A 13228-nucleotide genomic window follows, 5' to 3' on the forward strand; every position below is an offset into this window, starting at 1 on the left:
ATACGACGCGCGACCGCCTTCCTGGAGGAGACACCATCATGGCCGATACGCTGTTCATCGACGTCAGCGAATGGATCGACCGGCATCGCGTTGCGCCGTTTCAAGCCGCGATCGTCGTCCTGTGCTTTCTGATCGTCGCGATCGACGGTTTCGATACCGCATCGATCGGTTTCATCGCCCCCGTCATCCGCGCGGAATGGGGGCTGTCGCCCGCGCAGCTCGCGCCGGTGTTCGGCGCGGGGCTCGCGGGGCTGATGGCCGGCGCGCTCGTGTTCGGGCCGTTCGGCGACCGGTTCGGCCGCAAGCGGCTGCTGCTCGCCTGCGTGGCGTGCTTCGGCATCGCGAGCGCCGCGTCGGCGAGTGCCGGCGGCCTGACCGAGCTGATCGCGTGGCGCTTCGTGACCGGGCTCGGGCTCGGCGGCGCGATGCCCAATGCGATCACGCTGACGTCCGAGTACTGTCCGGCGCGGCGCCGCTCGCTGCTGGTGACGACGATGTTCTGCGGCTTCACGATCGGCTCGGCACTCGGCGGGCTCGCGGCCGCGTCGCTGATCGAGCACTACGGCTGGCGTGCGGTGCTCGTCGTCGGCGGGGCCGCGCCATTGCTGCTCCTGCCGGTGCTCGCGTGGCGGCTGCCGGAATCGGTGCGCTATCTCGTCAATCAGGGTGCACCTTCCGAGCGGATTGCGGCAATGCTGGGACGCATCGCGCCGGATCCGCATCTTCGGAGCGCGTCATTCACCGCGCCCGCCGGCAAGCCGGCCGGTTCGCCGCTCGGCCGCCTGTTCAGGGCCGACCTGCTGCGCGGCACGCTGCTGCTGTGGCTCACGTTCTTCATGAGCCTGCTCGTGATCTACCTGCTGTCGAGCTGGCTGCCGACGCTGCTGCGCACGACCGGCGCGACGCTGCAGACGGCCGCGCGCGTGACCGCGATGTTCCAGGTCGGCGGCACGCTCGGCGCGATCGTCCTCGGCGGGCTGATGGACCGCTTCGATCCGCATCGCGTACTGGCCTGCAGCTACGCGGCGGCCGGCGTATTCGTCGCCGCGATCGGCGTGTTTGCCGCGTCGCCGTGGAGCGCCGCGCTGGCCGTGTTCGCGGCCGGTTTCTGCGTATCGGGTTCGCAGGTCGGCGCGAATGCGCTGTCGGCCGCGTTCTATCCGACCGAGTGCCGCACCACCGGCGTGAGCTGGGCGAACGGGATCGGCCGTGGCGGCTCGGTCGTCGGATCGATGGCGGGCGGCGCGATGCTGGCGATGGGCGTGCCGTTGTCGACGGCGTTTGCCGTCGTCGCGGCGCCGTGCGTGATCGCGGGGATTGCGGTGTTGGCGCTCGGCGTGGTGCGTGTCGATGCGGCGCGCATGCCCGCCGCGAAGGCGATGGCGGGCGAGCAGGCCTGAACGAAGGAGGGCGCAAGGCCGCCTGTCGGAAAGTGGCAAGGTTCGACGTTATATGAATTGATATAATATTGATTCTTTAACTGTCTTTCTGCGCCGATGAACGACGATCTTTCCGGCGGGTTGCCGGAACCCGCCCAGATGCGCGCGGCCGCCGAATCGGCCTGCGCGCTGCTCAAGGTGCTGTCGAATCCCGACCGGCTGCTGCTGCTCTGCGAACTGTCCCAGGGCGAGCGCTGCGTGAGCGATCTCGAGACAGCGCTGGATATCCGCCAGCCGACGCTGTCGCAGCAGCTCGGCGTGTTGCGGGACAACGCGCTGGTTCGCACGCGCCGCGACGGCAAGAACATCCACTATTCGCTCGACAGCCCGGCCGCGATTGCGGTGATGGGCGTGCTGTACGAGCAATTCTGCGGCCCGGCCGCGAAGGGGCGGCGCGATGCAGCTTGATGCGCTTCATTTCACGCCGTGGCTGTCGCTGGCCGGCGGCGTACTGATCGGGCTCGCGGCAGCGTGGCTCGTTGCGTTCAACGGCCGGATTGCCGGCATCAGCGGCATCGTCGGCGGTCTGTTCGCGGCACACGCGGGCGAGCGCGACTGGCGCGCCGGGTTCGTCGCCGGGCTGATCGCCGCACCGCTCGTGATGCACGTCGCCGGGAACAGCCTGACGCCGCAGGTCGATGCAGGCTGGGTCGAACTGGTGGCGGCCGGGCTACTGGTCGGAGTCGGCACGCGGTACGCGGGCGGCTGCACGAGCGGCCACGGTGTGTGCGGGATGTCGCGCGGTGCGCTGCGTTCGGTGGTCGCGACGGTGGTCTTCATGGTCGCAGGCTTCGTGACCGTCTTCGTGCGACGGCACGTGCTGGGAGGCTGACATGCAGGCAGGATTCGCATTTCTCGCGGGGTTGCTGTTCGGCGTCGGCCTCATCGTGTCGGGCATGGCCAATCCGCAGAAGGTGCTCGGCTTTCTTGACCTGGCGGGCCGCTGGGATCCGTCGCTCGCGTTCGTGATGGCCGGTGCGATGGGCGTGGCCGTGTTTGCGTTCGCATGGGCGAAACGCCGGACGCGGTCGTGGCTCGGTTTGCCGATGCAGTTGCCGGCCGTGCGGGCGATCACCGTGCGGCTGGTTGCCGGCAGTGCCGTGTTCGGCATCGGCTGGGGGATCGCCGGGTTCTGCCCGGGGCCCGCGATCGTGTCGATCGGCTTCGGATCGGCGAAGGGGATCGTGTTTGTCGCCGCGATGCTGGCAGGGATGGCGGTATTCGAGTGGGTCGAGCGTCGCAGGAGTGCGCGTTGATGCCGTGAACGCTGCGTGCGAGGGAGGCTGCGGCGGTTGATTGGGTGGAGGTCGGTCGATCTGCATGCTCGCGGCCGAACCGGATCGCGTCAGATCTCCATCGGATGATGCGGTGTCAGCCTGACGCTTCTCCAAGACACCGCAAGTCCCGATTTCAGGAATGCTCGCGCACACGATGGCCGCCGCGCATCCTCTCGGATAGCCAGCGTAGGGCCGCACGCCATCCCGCGAGCACGCCGGGCTGTCCGTCCGGCTCCACGACCGCCGTGCTGACCGCGCCCGTGCCGCCGGCCGACAGCGCGACGTGGCCGGCCATCTCGAACGTCAGGCATTCACCTTCGTCGAGCAGGCGGCGAATGTGCTGCGGCGTGTCGGGCAGCCAGTCGAGCCCGCCGTGGCGCAGCGTGACCGCCAGCGCGCCATCGAGCACGATCACCTGGCTGCCCTTGTCGTACCACGCAAAGTGGCTTTGCCCGGCGTCGAGCCGGATGTGATGCGTCTGCATGGCGATTCCCTTTCCCCGGTTGCGCGGCCTCGCGACGGCGAGGCGACAGCGTGCAATCAGGTTAGGGAAACGGGCACTTGCACGACAGATTCAGGGGCCGGGAATCTGTTGCGGTGCAGACGGCGATTTTGCGTCGCTGTATCGGTGGGTTTCCCCGGAATCTGTATCTGGCGTGCGATTGGCCGCGCGGGCACGATCGGCTGCATGACACCTTTCACCGATTCATCCCGCCCGCCATTGCCGATGGACGGCGAGCCGCTTTACGAACGGCTCGCCGAGCATTACCGCCGCATCATCGCGGCCGGCACGCTGTCGCCCGGCGACCGGATGCCGTCGGTGCGCGCATTCATGGCACAGCACGGCGTGAGTCTGTCGACCGCGATCCAGGCGTTCCGGCGGCTCGAGGATACGGGCTGGTGCGAGGCGAAGCCGCGCTCCGGCTACTTCGTGCGGCGCCGCGCGGCGGTCGCGCTCGAAACGCTGCCGGAAAGCGACGGGCCGCCGCTGAGCGTCGAGCCGCCGTTCGCGGGCCTGCACGAACGCGTGTCGCGCGTGATCGATCGCGCCAACGCGGCGCCCGATGCGCTGAATCTCGGCGGTGCCTCCGCGCTGGCCACGCTGTATCCGGCCGAGCGCCTGCAGGCGCTCGCGATTCGGCTGTTGCGGCGCAAGCCCACGCTGCTGACTGATGCGGGGCCCGTCGGCGGTTCGCCCGAGTTCCGGCAGACGATGGCCAAGCGCGCGCTGTCGTACGGCGTGACGGTGGCGCCGGACGACGTGATGTCGACGAGCGGCGGCGTCGATGCCGTGAATCTCGCATTGCGCGCGGTGGCGCGCCCCGGCGACACGATCGCGATCGAATCGCCGGCGTTCTTCGGCTTGATCCAGTTGCTGGAAAGCCTCGGCTTGCGCGCGCTCGAAATTCCGGCCAGCCCGACGACCGGCCTTTCGATCGAGGCGCTCGAAGTGGCGCTGACCGCGTACCCGGACATTCGGGCCGTGGTCGTCGTGCCGAACCTGCAGAACCCGCTCGGCTGCGTGATGCCCGACGAGCGCAAGGCCGCGCTCGTCTCGCTCTGTTCGCGCCACGGCGTGGCCGTGATCGAGGATGAGCCTTATCGCGAACTCGTCGAGGCGCCGCAGGCGGTCAAGCCGGTGAAGGCATGGGACCGCGACGGCACGGTGATCTACTGCCCGTCGTTCAACAAGGTGCTGGCCCCTGGGATGCGGCTTGGCTGGATCAGCGCGGGGCGCTGGCATGCGCGCGTGAAGATGCTGAAGTTCGCGCACAGCCGACACAACGCCGCGTTGCTGCAGGCCGTTGCGGCCGAATTCGTTGGTTCGGGCGCGTTCGATCGCCATCTGCACCGGTTCCGCGAACAGTTGCGTGTGCAGCGCGACGTGACGATCGACGCGATTGCACGGCATTTTCCGGCCGGCACCCGGATGAACCAGCCGCCTGGCGGGATGCTGCTGTGGATCGCGCTGCCGGACGGCGTGCGCTCCGAGGCGCTGTTCGACGCCGCGCTGGCGCATGGGGTCAGGATCGCGCCCGGTTCGATCTTCTCGAATTCCGACCGCTTCGACGGCTATATCCGGCTTGCTTGCACGCGCGTGTTCGATGCGGCGCACGAAGCGGCATTCGAAACGCTCGGCCGCCTCGTACGGGAAGCCACCGCGGCCACGTAAGCGCGGTGGCGACCGGCCGGGCTTGCGAATACGCAAGCCCGGCAGCTTTCCGAGCCATTGACGCGGCAAGCCGCCGCCATTTCATCGGCTGGCCGAGTGCGTGGCGAGGTGCTGGCGGATCAACGACAGGTAACGATCGCCGACCGAGAAATCGCGCGCGGCGCGCGGCCGTTCGGCCTGGCGCAGCGTGGCCGGTGCGCTCATGCCCAGATACCGGCAGACGGCGGACGGGAAGGGCTTGCGCGTATGCCCGAGCTGGCGAGCCGCGCGCTCGACGCGGGCATCGCCGACCTGGGCGCGGAGCCACGCCAGCACTTGGCGATCGGCTTCGTTGACGATACGGACCAGATGTTCCATCGCGCACCTCACTGTTCATAAATACAGTGCTGTAAATATAACCAGTGTTTGCGGCGACCGCAAGCGGGTGCGTGTGCGGCTGGCCGTTCGGCCAGGGTCAGCGAGCCGGCGCGGCGGTTCGCGTGATCCGGGCGGCAGGGGCAGCGGGCGCTACGGGAGCAGCAACCTTCGTATAGCGCGCGTCGGTCAACGTGCCGAGGAACGCGACGATATCGTCGATTTCCGCGTCGCTCAGCGCGGGCAGCGTGCCGGGCCGGCGGTTCATCGGCGTCGAGTTGACGTTGATGTTGCCTCGGTAGGCGGCCGGCACGTCGTCGAACGTTCTGGCCCCGTGATACCAGAAGCCCGGGTCGGTCGAGCGCGTGTTGTAGAACGCGACCGCGTCGCGCAGCGTCGTGAACACGCCGTTGTGCATGAATGTCTGCTTGACCGCGACGTTGCGCAGCCCCGGCGTGCGCAGGTAGGCGCACCATTGCGTCGGCTCGGGCCAGCGCAGCCGCCGTGCCGTGTCGCACAGCCCGTTGTCGAAATGGCGCGGATCGTGGTTCGCCGGCAGCGCGCGGTTGCGCGGCACCGCGATCGCGTCGTAGCCGAAATCGGTGAAGAGCGAACGTTCCGGGCGGCTCGATGTCTCCGACAGCGTATGGCAGCTCATGCAGTTGCCCTTGTCCGGATTCCGGAACAGCGCGAGGCCGCGCATCTCGGCCGGCGCGAGCGGCTTGCGCGTGCGCAGGAACGTGTCGAAGCGCGACGTGAACGGCGCCATCTCGTCGCTCTGCAGATAGGCCTCGACGGCCAGACCCATCGCACGCACCAGCTGTTCGGGATCGCGCCGCACCGGCGCGCCGAAGCGCGCGGCGAGATCGGGCGCGAGTTCGGTCGCGTCGATCTTGCGCAGCAGCGCGGCCGGCGACCGGTTGTTCATCTCGTTCGGATCGAACAGCGGCCCGCGGATCTGCTCGGCGAGCGTATCCGCGCGGCCGTCGCTGAACAGGCCGCCGAACGGCGACGGCGCGGGCGCATCGTCGTCCTGGTAAAAGTGGCGGCGCGGCACGTAGCGCACATAGAGCAGCGACGGCGCGTTGCGCTGGCTGAAACGCCCGGGCCGGCTGCCTTCCGGCACGCCCGGCCCCGCGAGCGAGGCGGCCGACAGCGTCGGCGCGAACGCTCGGCCCGGATCGTGGCAGCCCGCGCACGACATGCCGCGCGGCTCGGACAAGCGCGGATCGAAGAAGATCCGGCGGCCGAGCGCGACGAGCGTCGGGTCGGGCGCGAAGCGCGCGGTCGCCGCATCGATCTTGCCCGTCACCTGCGGCGTGCCGTTGCCGATCGTGTCGACGACTCGCGAAGGCGGCGCACCGGGAAGCAGGACCGTTTCGGCCGGTGCGGCGTGGGCCGCGAGCGCCAGGCCCGCGAACACGGCCGCGGCCAGCGTGCGCAGCGTTTGCCGGCCGCGAGCATGGCGGCCGTCATCTCGAACTTCTTCACTCACGGCGCAATGAACCCCGTCTTGTCGCAGGCGAGCGTCCTGCCCGACTGGTTGCACGACGCGAGCAGCTTGCCGGCCGCCGAATACGCGTGGAACACCCAGCCGGTCGCCGGGGTGTCGCGGCGCTCCATGATCAGGAAGCCGAAGCTGTTGTTGTGCGACAGCCGCTCGATCACGGCGCCCGGTGCGGGCGTCAGGCCGGCCGGGAACGGGTCGGGCAGCGCGACGTCGAGGTTGTCGCCGCCGTTGCCGGACACGATCGTCGCCGGATGCCCGGACGAGAAGTTGATCGCCTGGAAATCGTGCACGTGCCCGTGCAGCGCGACGTGCACGCCGGGCGGGTAGTACGCCTGCGCGTTGAGGCTCGACATCACCGACTGCAGCGCGAGGTTGCCCGGCGCGGGCGTGCTGCCGGCGATCGGCGCGAACGCGAGGATCGGATGATGGTTCGTGAAGATCGTCGTCGTCATGCCGGCCTTCGACGCGAGGGCGGCGACCGTCTGGAACTGCTTCTGGTAGATGCCGAATTGCGCGTCGGTGGTCTTGAGCGGCGTGCGGCCGACCTTCGCGGTGTCGAACACGATCACCTGCGAGCCGCTGCCGAGCGACACCGCATAGGGCTCCGAGTAGTTCGCGTTGTTGTCGTTGGCCGGTTCGTCACACGAGCGCGCGGCCGTATACGGGCGCGGATCGAGGAAGCGGAACCACCCCTGGCCTGCGCGCGCGCACTCCTCGTGGTTGCCGCGCACGACGACCCACGGCGCCTTCGCGAGCAGCGGCGCGGCCGGGCGGAACAGGTCGGCCTGCCACGTATCCCAGCCATAGCCCCACGGGCTGTCCTTGCAGCCGGCGATGTCCGGCGGGCAGGCGTTCTCGCGATAGTGGTAGTCGCCGATGTGCATCACCAGGTCGGGCGACAGCTTCGCGACGCTGGCCGCGATCGTGTCGAGCGGCCAGACCGACGCGTCGTTGCACGCCTTGCGGCAGCCGGTGTCGGCGATGATCGCGATGCGTTGCGGCTGCGCCTTCGGCAACGGCAGTGTGCGGCCCGCGACGCTCGCCGCCTGCGCGCCGGCCGGCAGCGTCATCTCGCAGACGGATACCGGGAAGCTCGACGGCTTCGAATCGGACGGGTCGCTGGCGGTCGGCCGCTGGGCGATGGTCGCGGCGCCCGCGCGTACGGACATGCGCGACAGCTTGCCGTCGACGGTCAGTTGCGGGCACAGCGGATCGCTGGCCGACGCGGGCGTGTAGTTCGTGATGACGCGTGCGATTGCCTGGTTCGACTCGCCGATCTCGACCCATGCGGCCTGGACGTTGACCGACGCACTCGCCGGATCGGCGGGCGAATCGATGTGGTTCGAGCACGCCGATAGCGCGGCGAGGGCAACAAGGGGAGCGCAGCGCACGAGCAGCGCGCGCGTGAGGAGTCGTCGCATGGGAGGCACCGTAGGAAAGTCGTCAACGATACGCAGCGCGAATGTAAGAAATGTGAAAAGAACGGGGCGCGATGGGGGATCGTACGCGGGCCGGGCGTCGACATTGCGGCGGCAGGTCGCGACCGGGGGGCCTTGACCTCAAGCCGGCTTGAAGCAGCAAAGTGCGAGGCACGATCAACGAACCAGAAGGGGAATCGACGATGGAAACCAGCCGGCCCAACGATGAACAATCCGCGCTATGGAACGGCCCGTCGGGGCGCGCCTGGGTTGATACGCAGGCGTCGATCGACCGGATGTTCGAACCGCTGGAAAAGTTGCTCGTGGATGCGGCGGCCGCGTCGTCCGCGCGCAGCGTGCTCGATGTCGGCTGCGGCACGGGTGCGGTCACGATCGCGATCGCGCGGCGGCTCGGGGCGGACGCGCAATGCACGGGCATCGATATCTCGGCCCGGATGATCGACGCCGCGCAAGCGCGCGCCGAACGCAGCGGCGTTCACGCCCGTTTCGTGCGTGCGGATGTGCAGACGCACGCGTTCGAGCCCGCGAGTGTCGACCTGATCGTGTCGCGCCTCGGCGTGATGTTCTTCGACAATCCGGTTCGTGCCTTCGCGAATCTGCGGCTTGCGGCACGGCCGAATGCGCAGATGCGGTTCGTCGCGTGGCGCGGCGCGGCCGACAATCCGTTCATGACGATCGCCGAGCGGGCCGCCGCGCCGTTGCTGCCGAACCTTCCCGCGCGGCGGCCCGGCGCGCCGGGGCAGTTTGCGTTCGGCGACCGGCAGCGGATCGCGTCGGTGCTGTCGGACAGCGGCTGGGCGGGCATCACGATCGAGCCCGTCGATCTGGCGTGCGCGCTGCCCGCGCCCGCGCTGGACGACTACATCACGCGGCTGGGCCCGGTCGGGCTTGCGTTGCTGGAGGTGGACGAGGCGACGCGGCGGCGCGTCGTCGACACGATGCGTGCGGCGTTCGAGCCTTACGTGGATGGTGCCGATGTGCGCTTCGACGCGGCATGCTGGCTCGTGACGGCGCGCGCACCGTCCGCGTAACGCATTGCGGTAAAGACGCGGATCAGGGAAGGGGCGGCCGGTTCGTCCCGCGCGTTGCCGTTTGTGCGGGACGAAGCCGGGCCGCGTGACGTACGCGCGTCAGCGTCGCCGTGCGCGCAGCATCAGCCACGCGCAACCGCCGGCGACCAAGGCGAGACCGAGCAGGACGGCCTCGACGCCGAGCGCAAACCCGGGCGGCATATCGCCCGTCTCCGGCATCGGCGACAGGTTGATGCCCATCGCGATGGCGCCGCCGGCGAGCAGCGCCGCGCAGACGATCCAGTAGACCTTGCCGCGCGGCGCCGCGGCCCGGATCCGCCACAGTGCGATGCCGGCTCCGCCGAGGTAGAGCAGGGCGAGCGTGCCGAGCGCGATGACGTCGGAAGCGCTGCTTTGCAGGAGCCCGGTCATCGTGCGGCTCCGGCTCGGGTGGCGGACCGCCACGGCGCAGCAAATGTAGCGACATGCAGGTTCATTCGGCCTCCGTCGCGTGCCCCGGCGCGCGGCTCAGCAGATGCGTGCGTTTGTCGGCCGCGAGCGACACGTAGCGTTCGTACTGGCGCAACACGTCGGCAATCACTTCGTCGCCGCGCAGGTATTCGACGTCGTAGCCGAGCCGCCCGTCCTCGAAGAAGGTAACGATCCCGTACACGTGTGCCCGTTCCGCTTCCGGCTCGGCCGCCTCGCGCACCAGGAACGCGGCTGCCGATTTCACTGTCACGCGCACGCCGTACACGAAATCGCGGTGGTCGGCGGTCGGCACGGTGAGGCGCACGGCATCGTCGCTGTCGCGCTGCACGTTCGCATCGACGCCGCTCGCGCGCAACTCGCCGGCGACTTTGCGCAACGCGGGCTCGACCGTCTCGACGACGAACTGGCGCGCTTCGGCTTCGGTCGTCTGCCGCAGGATGTGCGTCAGGCGGTGGCGCCAGTGCTGGCCGGTCCAGAAGCTCGTCGCGGGCGCGACGTCCTGCGAATAGTGCACGCGGTCGGCCGCGAGCCCGCGCCACAGCCCGTAGCAGAGCGCGATCATGATGATCGCGACCGGCAGCGCGGCGATCAATGTCATCGCCTGCAATGCGCCGAGCCCGCCTGCGACGAGCAGCACCGCGGCCGTCACGCCGAGCAGCGCGGCCCAGAACAGCCGCTGCCAGACGGGTGAGTGCGCGTTGCCGCGCGTCGCGATCTGGTCGATCACGAACGCGCCCGAATCGGCGGACGTGATGAAGAACACCGCGATCAGCACGATCGCGGCGATCGACAGCAGTTGCGGCATCGGCAGGAAATCGAAGAAGCGGAACAGCAGTGCGTCGACATTGGTGGCCGTCTGCGCGAGCGCACCGGCCGCGCCGTGCGTATCGAGCCAGATCGCGCTGTTGCCGAACACGGTCATCCACACGAGGTTGAACGCGGTCGGCACGAGCAGCACGCCGATCACGAACTGGCGGATCGTGCGGCCGCGCGAGATGCGCGCGATGAACATGCCGACGAACGGCGACCACGACACCCACCATGCCCAGTAGAGGATCGTCCAGCCGCCGAACCAGCCTTCCTCGCGCGGCGGCGCGTACGCATACGTGCGGAACGACAGGTCGACGAGGCTCGACAGGTACTGGCCGATGTTGTCGCCGAGCGCGCGCAGCAGGAATGCCGTCGGGCCCGCGACGACCACGAACGCGAGCAGCAGGAACGCCAGCAGCAGGTTCAGCTCGGACAGCCGCCGCACGCCCTTGTCGAGGCCGGTCGCGGCCGATACGCCCGCGAGGATCACGACGACCGCGACGAGCCCGATGCGAAACACGTTGCTGCCGGTGTCCCAGCCGGCGACGGTATGCAGGCCCGCGCTCAGCTGCATCACGCCGTAGCCGAGCGTCGTCGCGATGCCGGCGACCGTGCCGACCAGTGCGAACGCATCGACCGTGTGGCCGATCCAGCCGTTGATGCGCTCGCGCAGCACCGGATACAGCCCCGAGCGCAGCGTCAGCGGCAGGTTGTAGCGAAAGCCGAAGTACGCGAGCACGAGCCCCATCAGCCCGTAGATCGCCCACGCGTGGAAGCCCCAGTGGAAGAACGTCATCAGCATCGCCTCGCGCGCGGCGGCGGGCGTGCCGGGGTCGACGGTCGGCGGCTTCAGGAAATGCTGCATCGGCTCGCCGACGCCGAAATACATGAGACCGATGCCCATGCCGGCCGCGAACAGCATCGCTGTCCACGACACGAAGCTGAATTCGGGTTCGGCATCGTCGGGGCCGAGCCGGATGTTGCCGAAGTCGCTTGCGGCGATCAGCACGAGAAACACGAGGAAGCCGGTGACGGCGAGCACGTAGAACCAGTCGAAGCGCGCGATGACCCATTGCTGGCCGGCAGAGAACAGCGCGCCGGCTTCGCTCGGGAGCAGCGCGCACACGACGAGCAGCGCGCCGATGACCGCGAGCGCGGGCAGGACGACCTGCGGCTTGAACGTCGTGCGGGGCGAGGGACGGGAATCTGGCATGGCTGGCATCCAGTTGTGGGCGCAACGAGGCGCGACGCCGCCCGGCGCGCGTGTCGCGCGTCGGACCCTGATACGGCGTGCGTCGAGTGTACCGCGGTGTCAGGACTGCAAGAAGGGGGCATGCAGAAGGGAGAAACCTGACGAATTGTAAGGTATTGAGGGGATCGAGAAAACCCGCGTGGTTCGTGCGATGAGCGGAAGGGGGGGCTGAACACGCCGCGGCGGGCGTGTATCGGGCGCCCGGACGGCACGCTTGGAATGCGTGAAATGCGTGTCGTCCGGGGCAGGGGCAGCGCGCCGAAGGCGCTGCCGCGATGGATCAGAAGGTGACGGCGATGCCGGCCATGCCGACGAACTGGCCGTGCGTCGTCGACGGCGTGAGCTGCTGCGAATCGCCGACGATCGGCGCCGCGTCGATGATGTGGCCGGCACCTTGTGCACCGAGCGTCTGCCCGCTCGAATGCGTGTACGCCTGCAGCGCATAGAGTGTCGTGCGCTTCGACAGGCTGTACGACTCCTTCAGCGAGTACTGCTGGTAGCGGGCCGCACTGTTGACGCCGTTCGCCTTCGACGCAAGTGTGTACGCGAACGCGCCGGCCACCGAGAACACCGGCGTGAAGCGGTACGCGGCGAGCGCGCCGTAGGTGTTGAACACGGCCGTATCCGTGAACGCGGAGCCGTTGCCGGGCAGGTACTTCACGTTCGAATAGTTGAGACCCATCGTCAGGTCGCCGAGCGTGTAGTTGCCGGCTGCCGCGACCTGCTCGATGGCCTTCGCGGTCAGGTAGCCCTGGTTCAGCACGGATACCGCGAAGCTGCCCGATGCGGCGGTCGCCGGGTTCAGGAAGCCGGCCGACGAGCCCGAGCTGTTGATGCGCAGGTAGCCGGCCGCGACACCGATCGGGCCGTTCGCATAACGCAACGCGGCGCTGAACGTGTTGCCCTTGCCGGTCGCGCCGGCAATGCCGCCGAATGCGTACATCGCGCTCGCGGTCAGCCCGGCGAAGGTCGGCGACGTATAGGTGACCGAGTTGTTCACGCGGATCGTCGTGTCGAGGCCGTCGATGTCGCCCGGATGCGCACCCGTCGCACCGGTCAGCCAGCTGCTCGACGCGTACGGGCCGACAAACAGGAAGTAGGGTGTGTACTGGCGGCCGGCCGTCATCGTGCCGTAGTGATCGTTGCGCAGGCCGACGAACGCCTGGCGATTGAAGATCAGGCCGGCGGCCGATTGCGCGCCGTTGTTCAGGTTGAAGCCGGACTGCAGGTCGAAGATCGCATGCGTGCCGCCGCCGAGATCCTCGTCGCCGCGCAACCCGAACTTCGATGCATACAGGTTGCCGTCGCGCATGTAGATGTTCGAATGGCCCTGCTGGTTGTTCACGTAAGCGAGCGAATCGTCGACGACGCCGTACAGCGTCACGCTGCTCTGCGCGTGGGCAGCGGTCGTGCCGAGCGACGCGGCCGATAAAATCAGGATTGCAAAGCGGTTGACGGGTGCTTTCATTGTC

General features: G+C 68.8%; 13 protein-coding genes. 6 read left to right on the forward strand and 7 right to left on the reverse strand.

Features of this window, described 5'->3' with window-relative positions; all coding sequences use genetic code 11:
- Positions 1–38 precede the first annotated feature (38 nt).
- The 4 genes from G3O06_RS13205 to G3O06_RS13220 all read left to right on the forward strand — a co-directional run bounded on the left by G3O06_RS13205 (position 39) and on the right by G3O06_RS13220 (position 2695).
- The gene (locus G3O06_RS13205; protein ID WP_205816288.1) at positions 39–1400 is read left to right on the forward strand and encodes an aromatic acid/H+ symport family MFS transporter; all 1362 of its coding nucleotides are present in this window, start codon (positions 39–41) and stop codon (positions 1398–1400) included.
- 96 nt (positions 1401–1496) lie between these two features.
- A complete protein-coding gene (locus tag G3O06_RS13210) occupies positions 1497–1847 on the forward strand; it encodes a metalloregulator ArsR/SmtB family transcription factor (protein WP_205816289.1) in 351 nt (116 codons plus the stop codon).
- Positions 1837–2271: a YeeE/YedE family protein gene (locus G3O06_RS13215; protein WP_205816290.1), complete on the forward strand. Its 435-nt coding sequence runs from the start codon at positions 1837–1839 to the stop codon at positions 2269–2271. The genes G3O06_RS13210 and G3O06_RS13215 overlap by 11 nt, the downstream gene beginning before the upstream one ends.
- Before the next feature lies 1 nt (position 2272).
- The gene (locus G3O06_RS13220) at positions 2273–2695 is read left to right on the forward strand and encodes a DUF6691 family protein (RefSeq protein WP_205816291.1); all 423 of its coding nucleotides are present in this window, start codon (positions 2273–2275) and stop codon (positions 2693–2695) included.
- Positions 2696–2849: 154 nt separating this feature from the next.
- On the opposite strand, the gene G3O06_RS13225 is transcribed toward G3O06_RS13220, so the two are convergent.
- Positions 2850–3200: a hypothetical protein gene (locus G3O06_RS13225; RefSeq protein WP_205816292.1), complete on the reverse strand. Its 351-nt coding sequence runs from the start codon at positions 3198–3200 to the stop codon at positions 2850–2852.
- Between the two features lie 204 nt (positions 3201–3404).
- Here G3O06_RS13225 and G3O06_RS13230 point away from each other — a divergent pair, with 204 nt between their 5' ends.
- Positions 3405–4889, forward strand: a complete 1485-nt coding sequence (locus G3O06_RS13230) for a PLP-dependent aminotransferase family protein (RefSeq protein ID WP_174910615.1) — start codon at positions 3405–3407, stop codon at positions 4887–4889.
- 81 nt (positions 4890–4970) lie between these two features.
- Here G3O06_RS13230 and G3O06_RS13235 read toward each other — a convergent pair whose 3' ends face one another.
- The 3 genes from G3O06_RS13235 to G3O06_RS13245 all read right to left on the reverse strand — a co-directional run bounded on the left by G3O06_RS13235 (position 4971) and on the right by G3O06_RS13245 (position 8174).
- Positions 4971–5246 carry a hypothetical protein gene (locus G3O06_RS13235; RefSeq protein WP_011355479.1) on the reverse strand — a complete coding sequence of 92 codons (276 nt, stop codon included), beginning with the start codon at positions 5244–5246 and terminating at the stop codon, positions 4971–4973.
- Positions 5247–5343: 97 nt separating this feature from the next.
- Complete coding sequence (locus G3O06_RS13240) at positions 5344–6687, reverse strand: cytochrome c peroxidase (protein WP_241019885.1); 1344 nt, start codon at positions 6685–6687, stop codon at positions 5344–5346.
- 47 nt (positions 6688–6734) lie between these two features.
- Positions 6735–8174, reverse strand: a complete 1440-nt coding sequence (locus G3O06_RS13245; RefSeq protein ID WP_205816294.1) for a metallophosphoesterase — start codon at positions 8172–8174, stop codon at positions 6735–6737.
- Between the two features lie 200 nt (positions 8175–8374).
- Here G3O06_RS13245 and G3O06_RS13250 point away from each other — a divergent pair, with 200 nt between their 5' ends.
- Positions 8375–9223: a class I SAM-dependent methyltransferase gene (locus G3O06_RS13250; RefSeq protein ID WP_205816295.1), complete on the forward strand. Its 849-nt coding sequence runs from the start codon at positions 8375–8377 to the stop codon at positions 9221–9223.
- Positions 9224–9322: 99 nt separating this feature from the next.
- Here the strand turns inward: G3O06_RS13250 and G3O06_RS13255 are convergent, their stop codons facing one another.
- The 3 genes from G3O06_RS13255 to G3O06_RS13265 form a co-directional block, all read right to left on the reverse strand.
- Complete coding sequence (locus tag G3O06_RS13255) at positions 9323–9634, reverse strand: hypothetical protein (protein WP_205816296.1); 312 nt, start codon at positions 9632–9634, stop codon at positions 9323–9325.
- A gap of 61 nt (positions 9635–9695) precedes the next feature.
- On the reverse strand, positions 9696–11717 hold the full coding sequence (locus tag G3O06_RS13260) for a BCCT family transporter (RefSeq protein WP_205816297.1): 2022 nt from the start codon (positions 11715–11717) through the stop codon (positions 9696–9698).
- A 319-nt stretch (positions 11718–12036) separates the two neighbouring features.
- A complete protein-coding gene (locus G3O06_RS13265) occupies positions 12037–13224 on the reverse strand; it encodes a porin (RefSeq protein ID WP_174983689.1) in 1188 nt (395 codons plus the stop codon).
- Positions 13225–13228 lie beyond the last annotated feature (4 nt).

The sequence above is a fragment of the Burkholderia sp. Ac-20345 genome (assembly GCF_017104825.1).
In the GTDB taxonomy this organism is placed as follows: domain Bacteria; phylum Pseudomonadota; class Gammaproteobacteria; order Burkholderiales; family Burkholderiaceae; genus Burkholderia; species Burkholderia lata_B.

What these genes read in the sequence shown, in the direction of transcription:
- G3O06_RS13205 (WP_205816288.1), top strand. Translation starts at nt 39, where the DNA reads ATGGCCGATACGCTGTTCATCGACGTCAGCGAATGGATCGACCGGCAT.
- G3O06_RS13210 (WP_205816289.1), top strand. Translation starts at nt 1,497, where the DNA reads ATGAACGACGATCTTTCCGGCGGGTTGCCGGAACCCGCCCAGATGCGC.
- G3O06_RS13215 (WP_205816290.1), top strand. Translation starts at nt 1,837, where the DNA reads ATGCAGCTTGATGCGCTTCATTTCACGCCGTGGCTGTCGCTGGCCGGC.
- G3O06_RS13220 (WP_205816291.1), top strand. Translation starts at nt 2,273, where the DNA reads ATGCAGGCAGGATTCGCATTTCTCGCGGGGTTGCTGTTCGGCGTCGGC.
- G3O06_RS13225 (WP_205816292.1), bottom strand. Translation starts at nt 3,200, where the DNA reads ATGCAGACGCATCACATCCGGCTCGACGCCGGGCAAAGCCACTTTGCG.
- G3O06_RS13230 (WP_174910615.1), top strand. Translation starts at nt 3,405, where the DNA reads ATGACACCTTTCACCGATTCATCCCGCCCGCCATTGCCGATGGACGGC.
- G3O06_RS13235 (WP_011355479.1), bottom strand. Translation starts at nt 5,246, where the DNA reads ATGGAACATCTGGTCCGTATCGTCAACGAAGCCGATCGCCAAGTGCTG.
- G3O06_RS13245 (WP_205816294.1), bottom strand. Translation starts at nt 8,174, where the DNA reads ATGCGACGACTCCTCACGCGCGCGCTGCTCGTGCGCTGCGCTCCCCTT.
- G3O06_RS13250 (WP_205816295.1), top strand. Translation starts at nt 8,375, where the DNA reads ATGGAAACCAGCCGGCCCAACGATGAACAATCCGCGCTATGGAACGGC.
- G3O06_RS13255 (WP_205816296.1), bottom strand. Translation starts at nt 9,634, where the DNA reads ATGACCGGGCTCCTGCAAAGCAGCGCTTCCGACGTCATCGCGCTCGGC.
- G3O06_RS13260 (WP_205816297.1), bottom strand. Translation starts at nt 11,717, where the DNA reads ATGCCAGATTCCCGTCCCTCGCCCCGCACGACGTTCAAGCCGCAGGTC.
- G3O06_RS13265 (WP_174983689.1), bottom strand. Translation starts at nt 13,224, where the DNA reads ATGAAAGCACCCGTCAACCGCTTTGCAATCCTGATTTTATCGGCCGCG.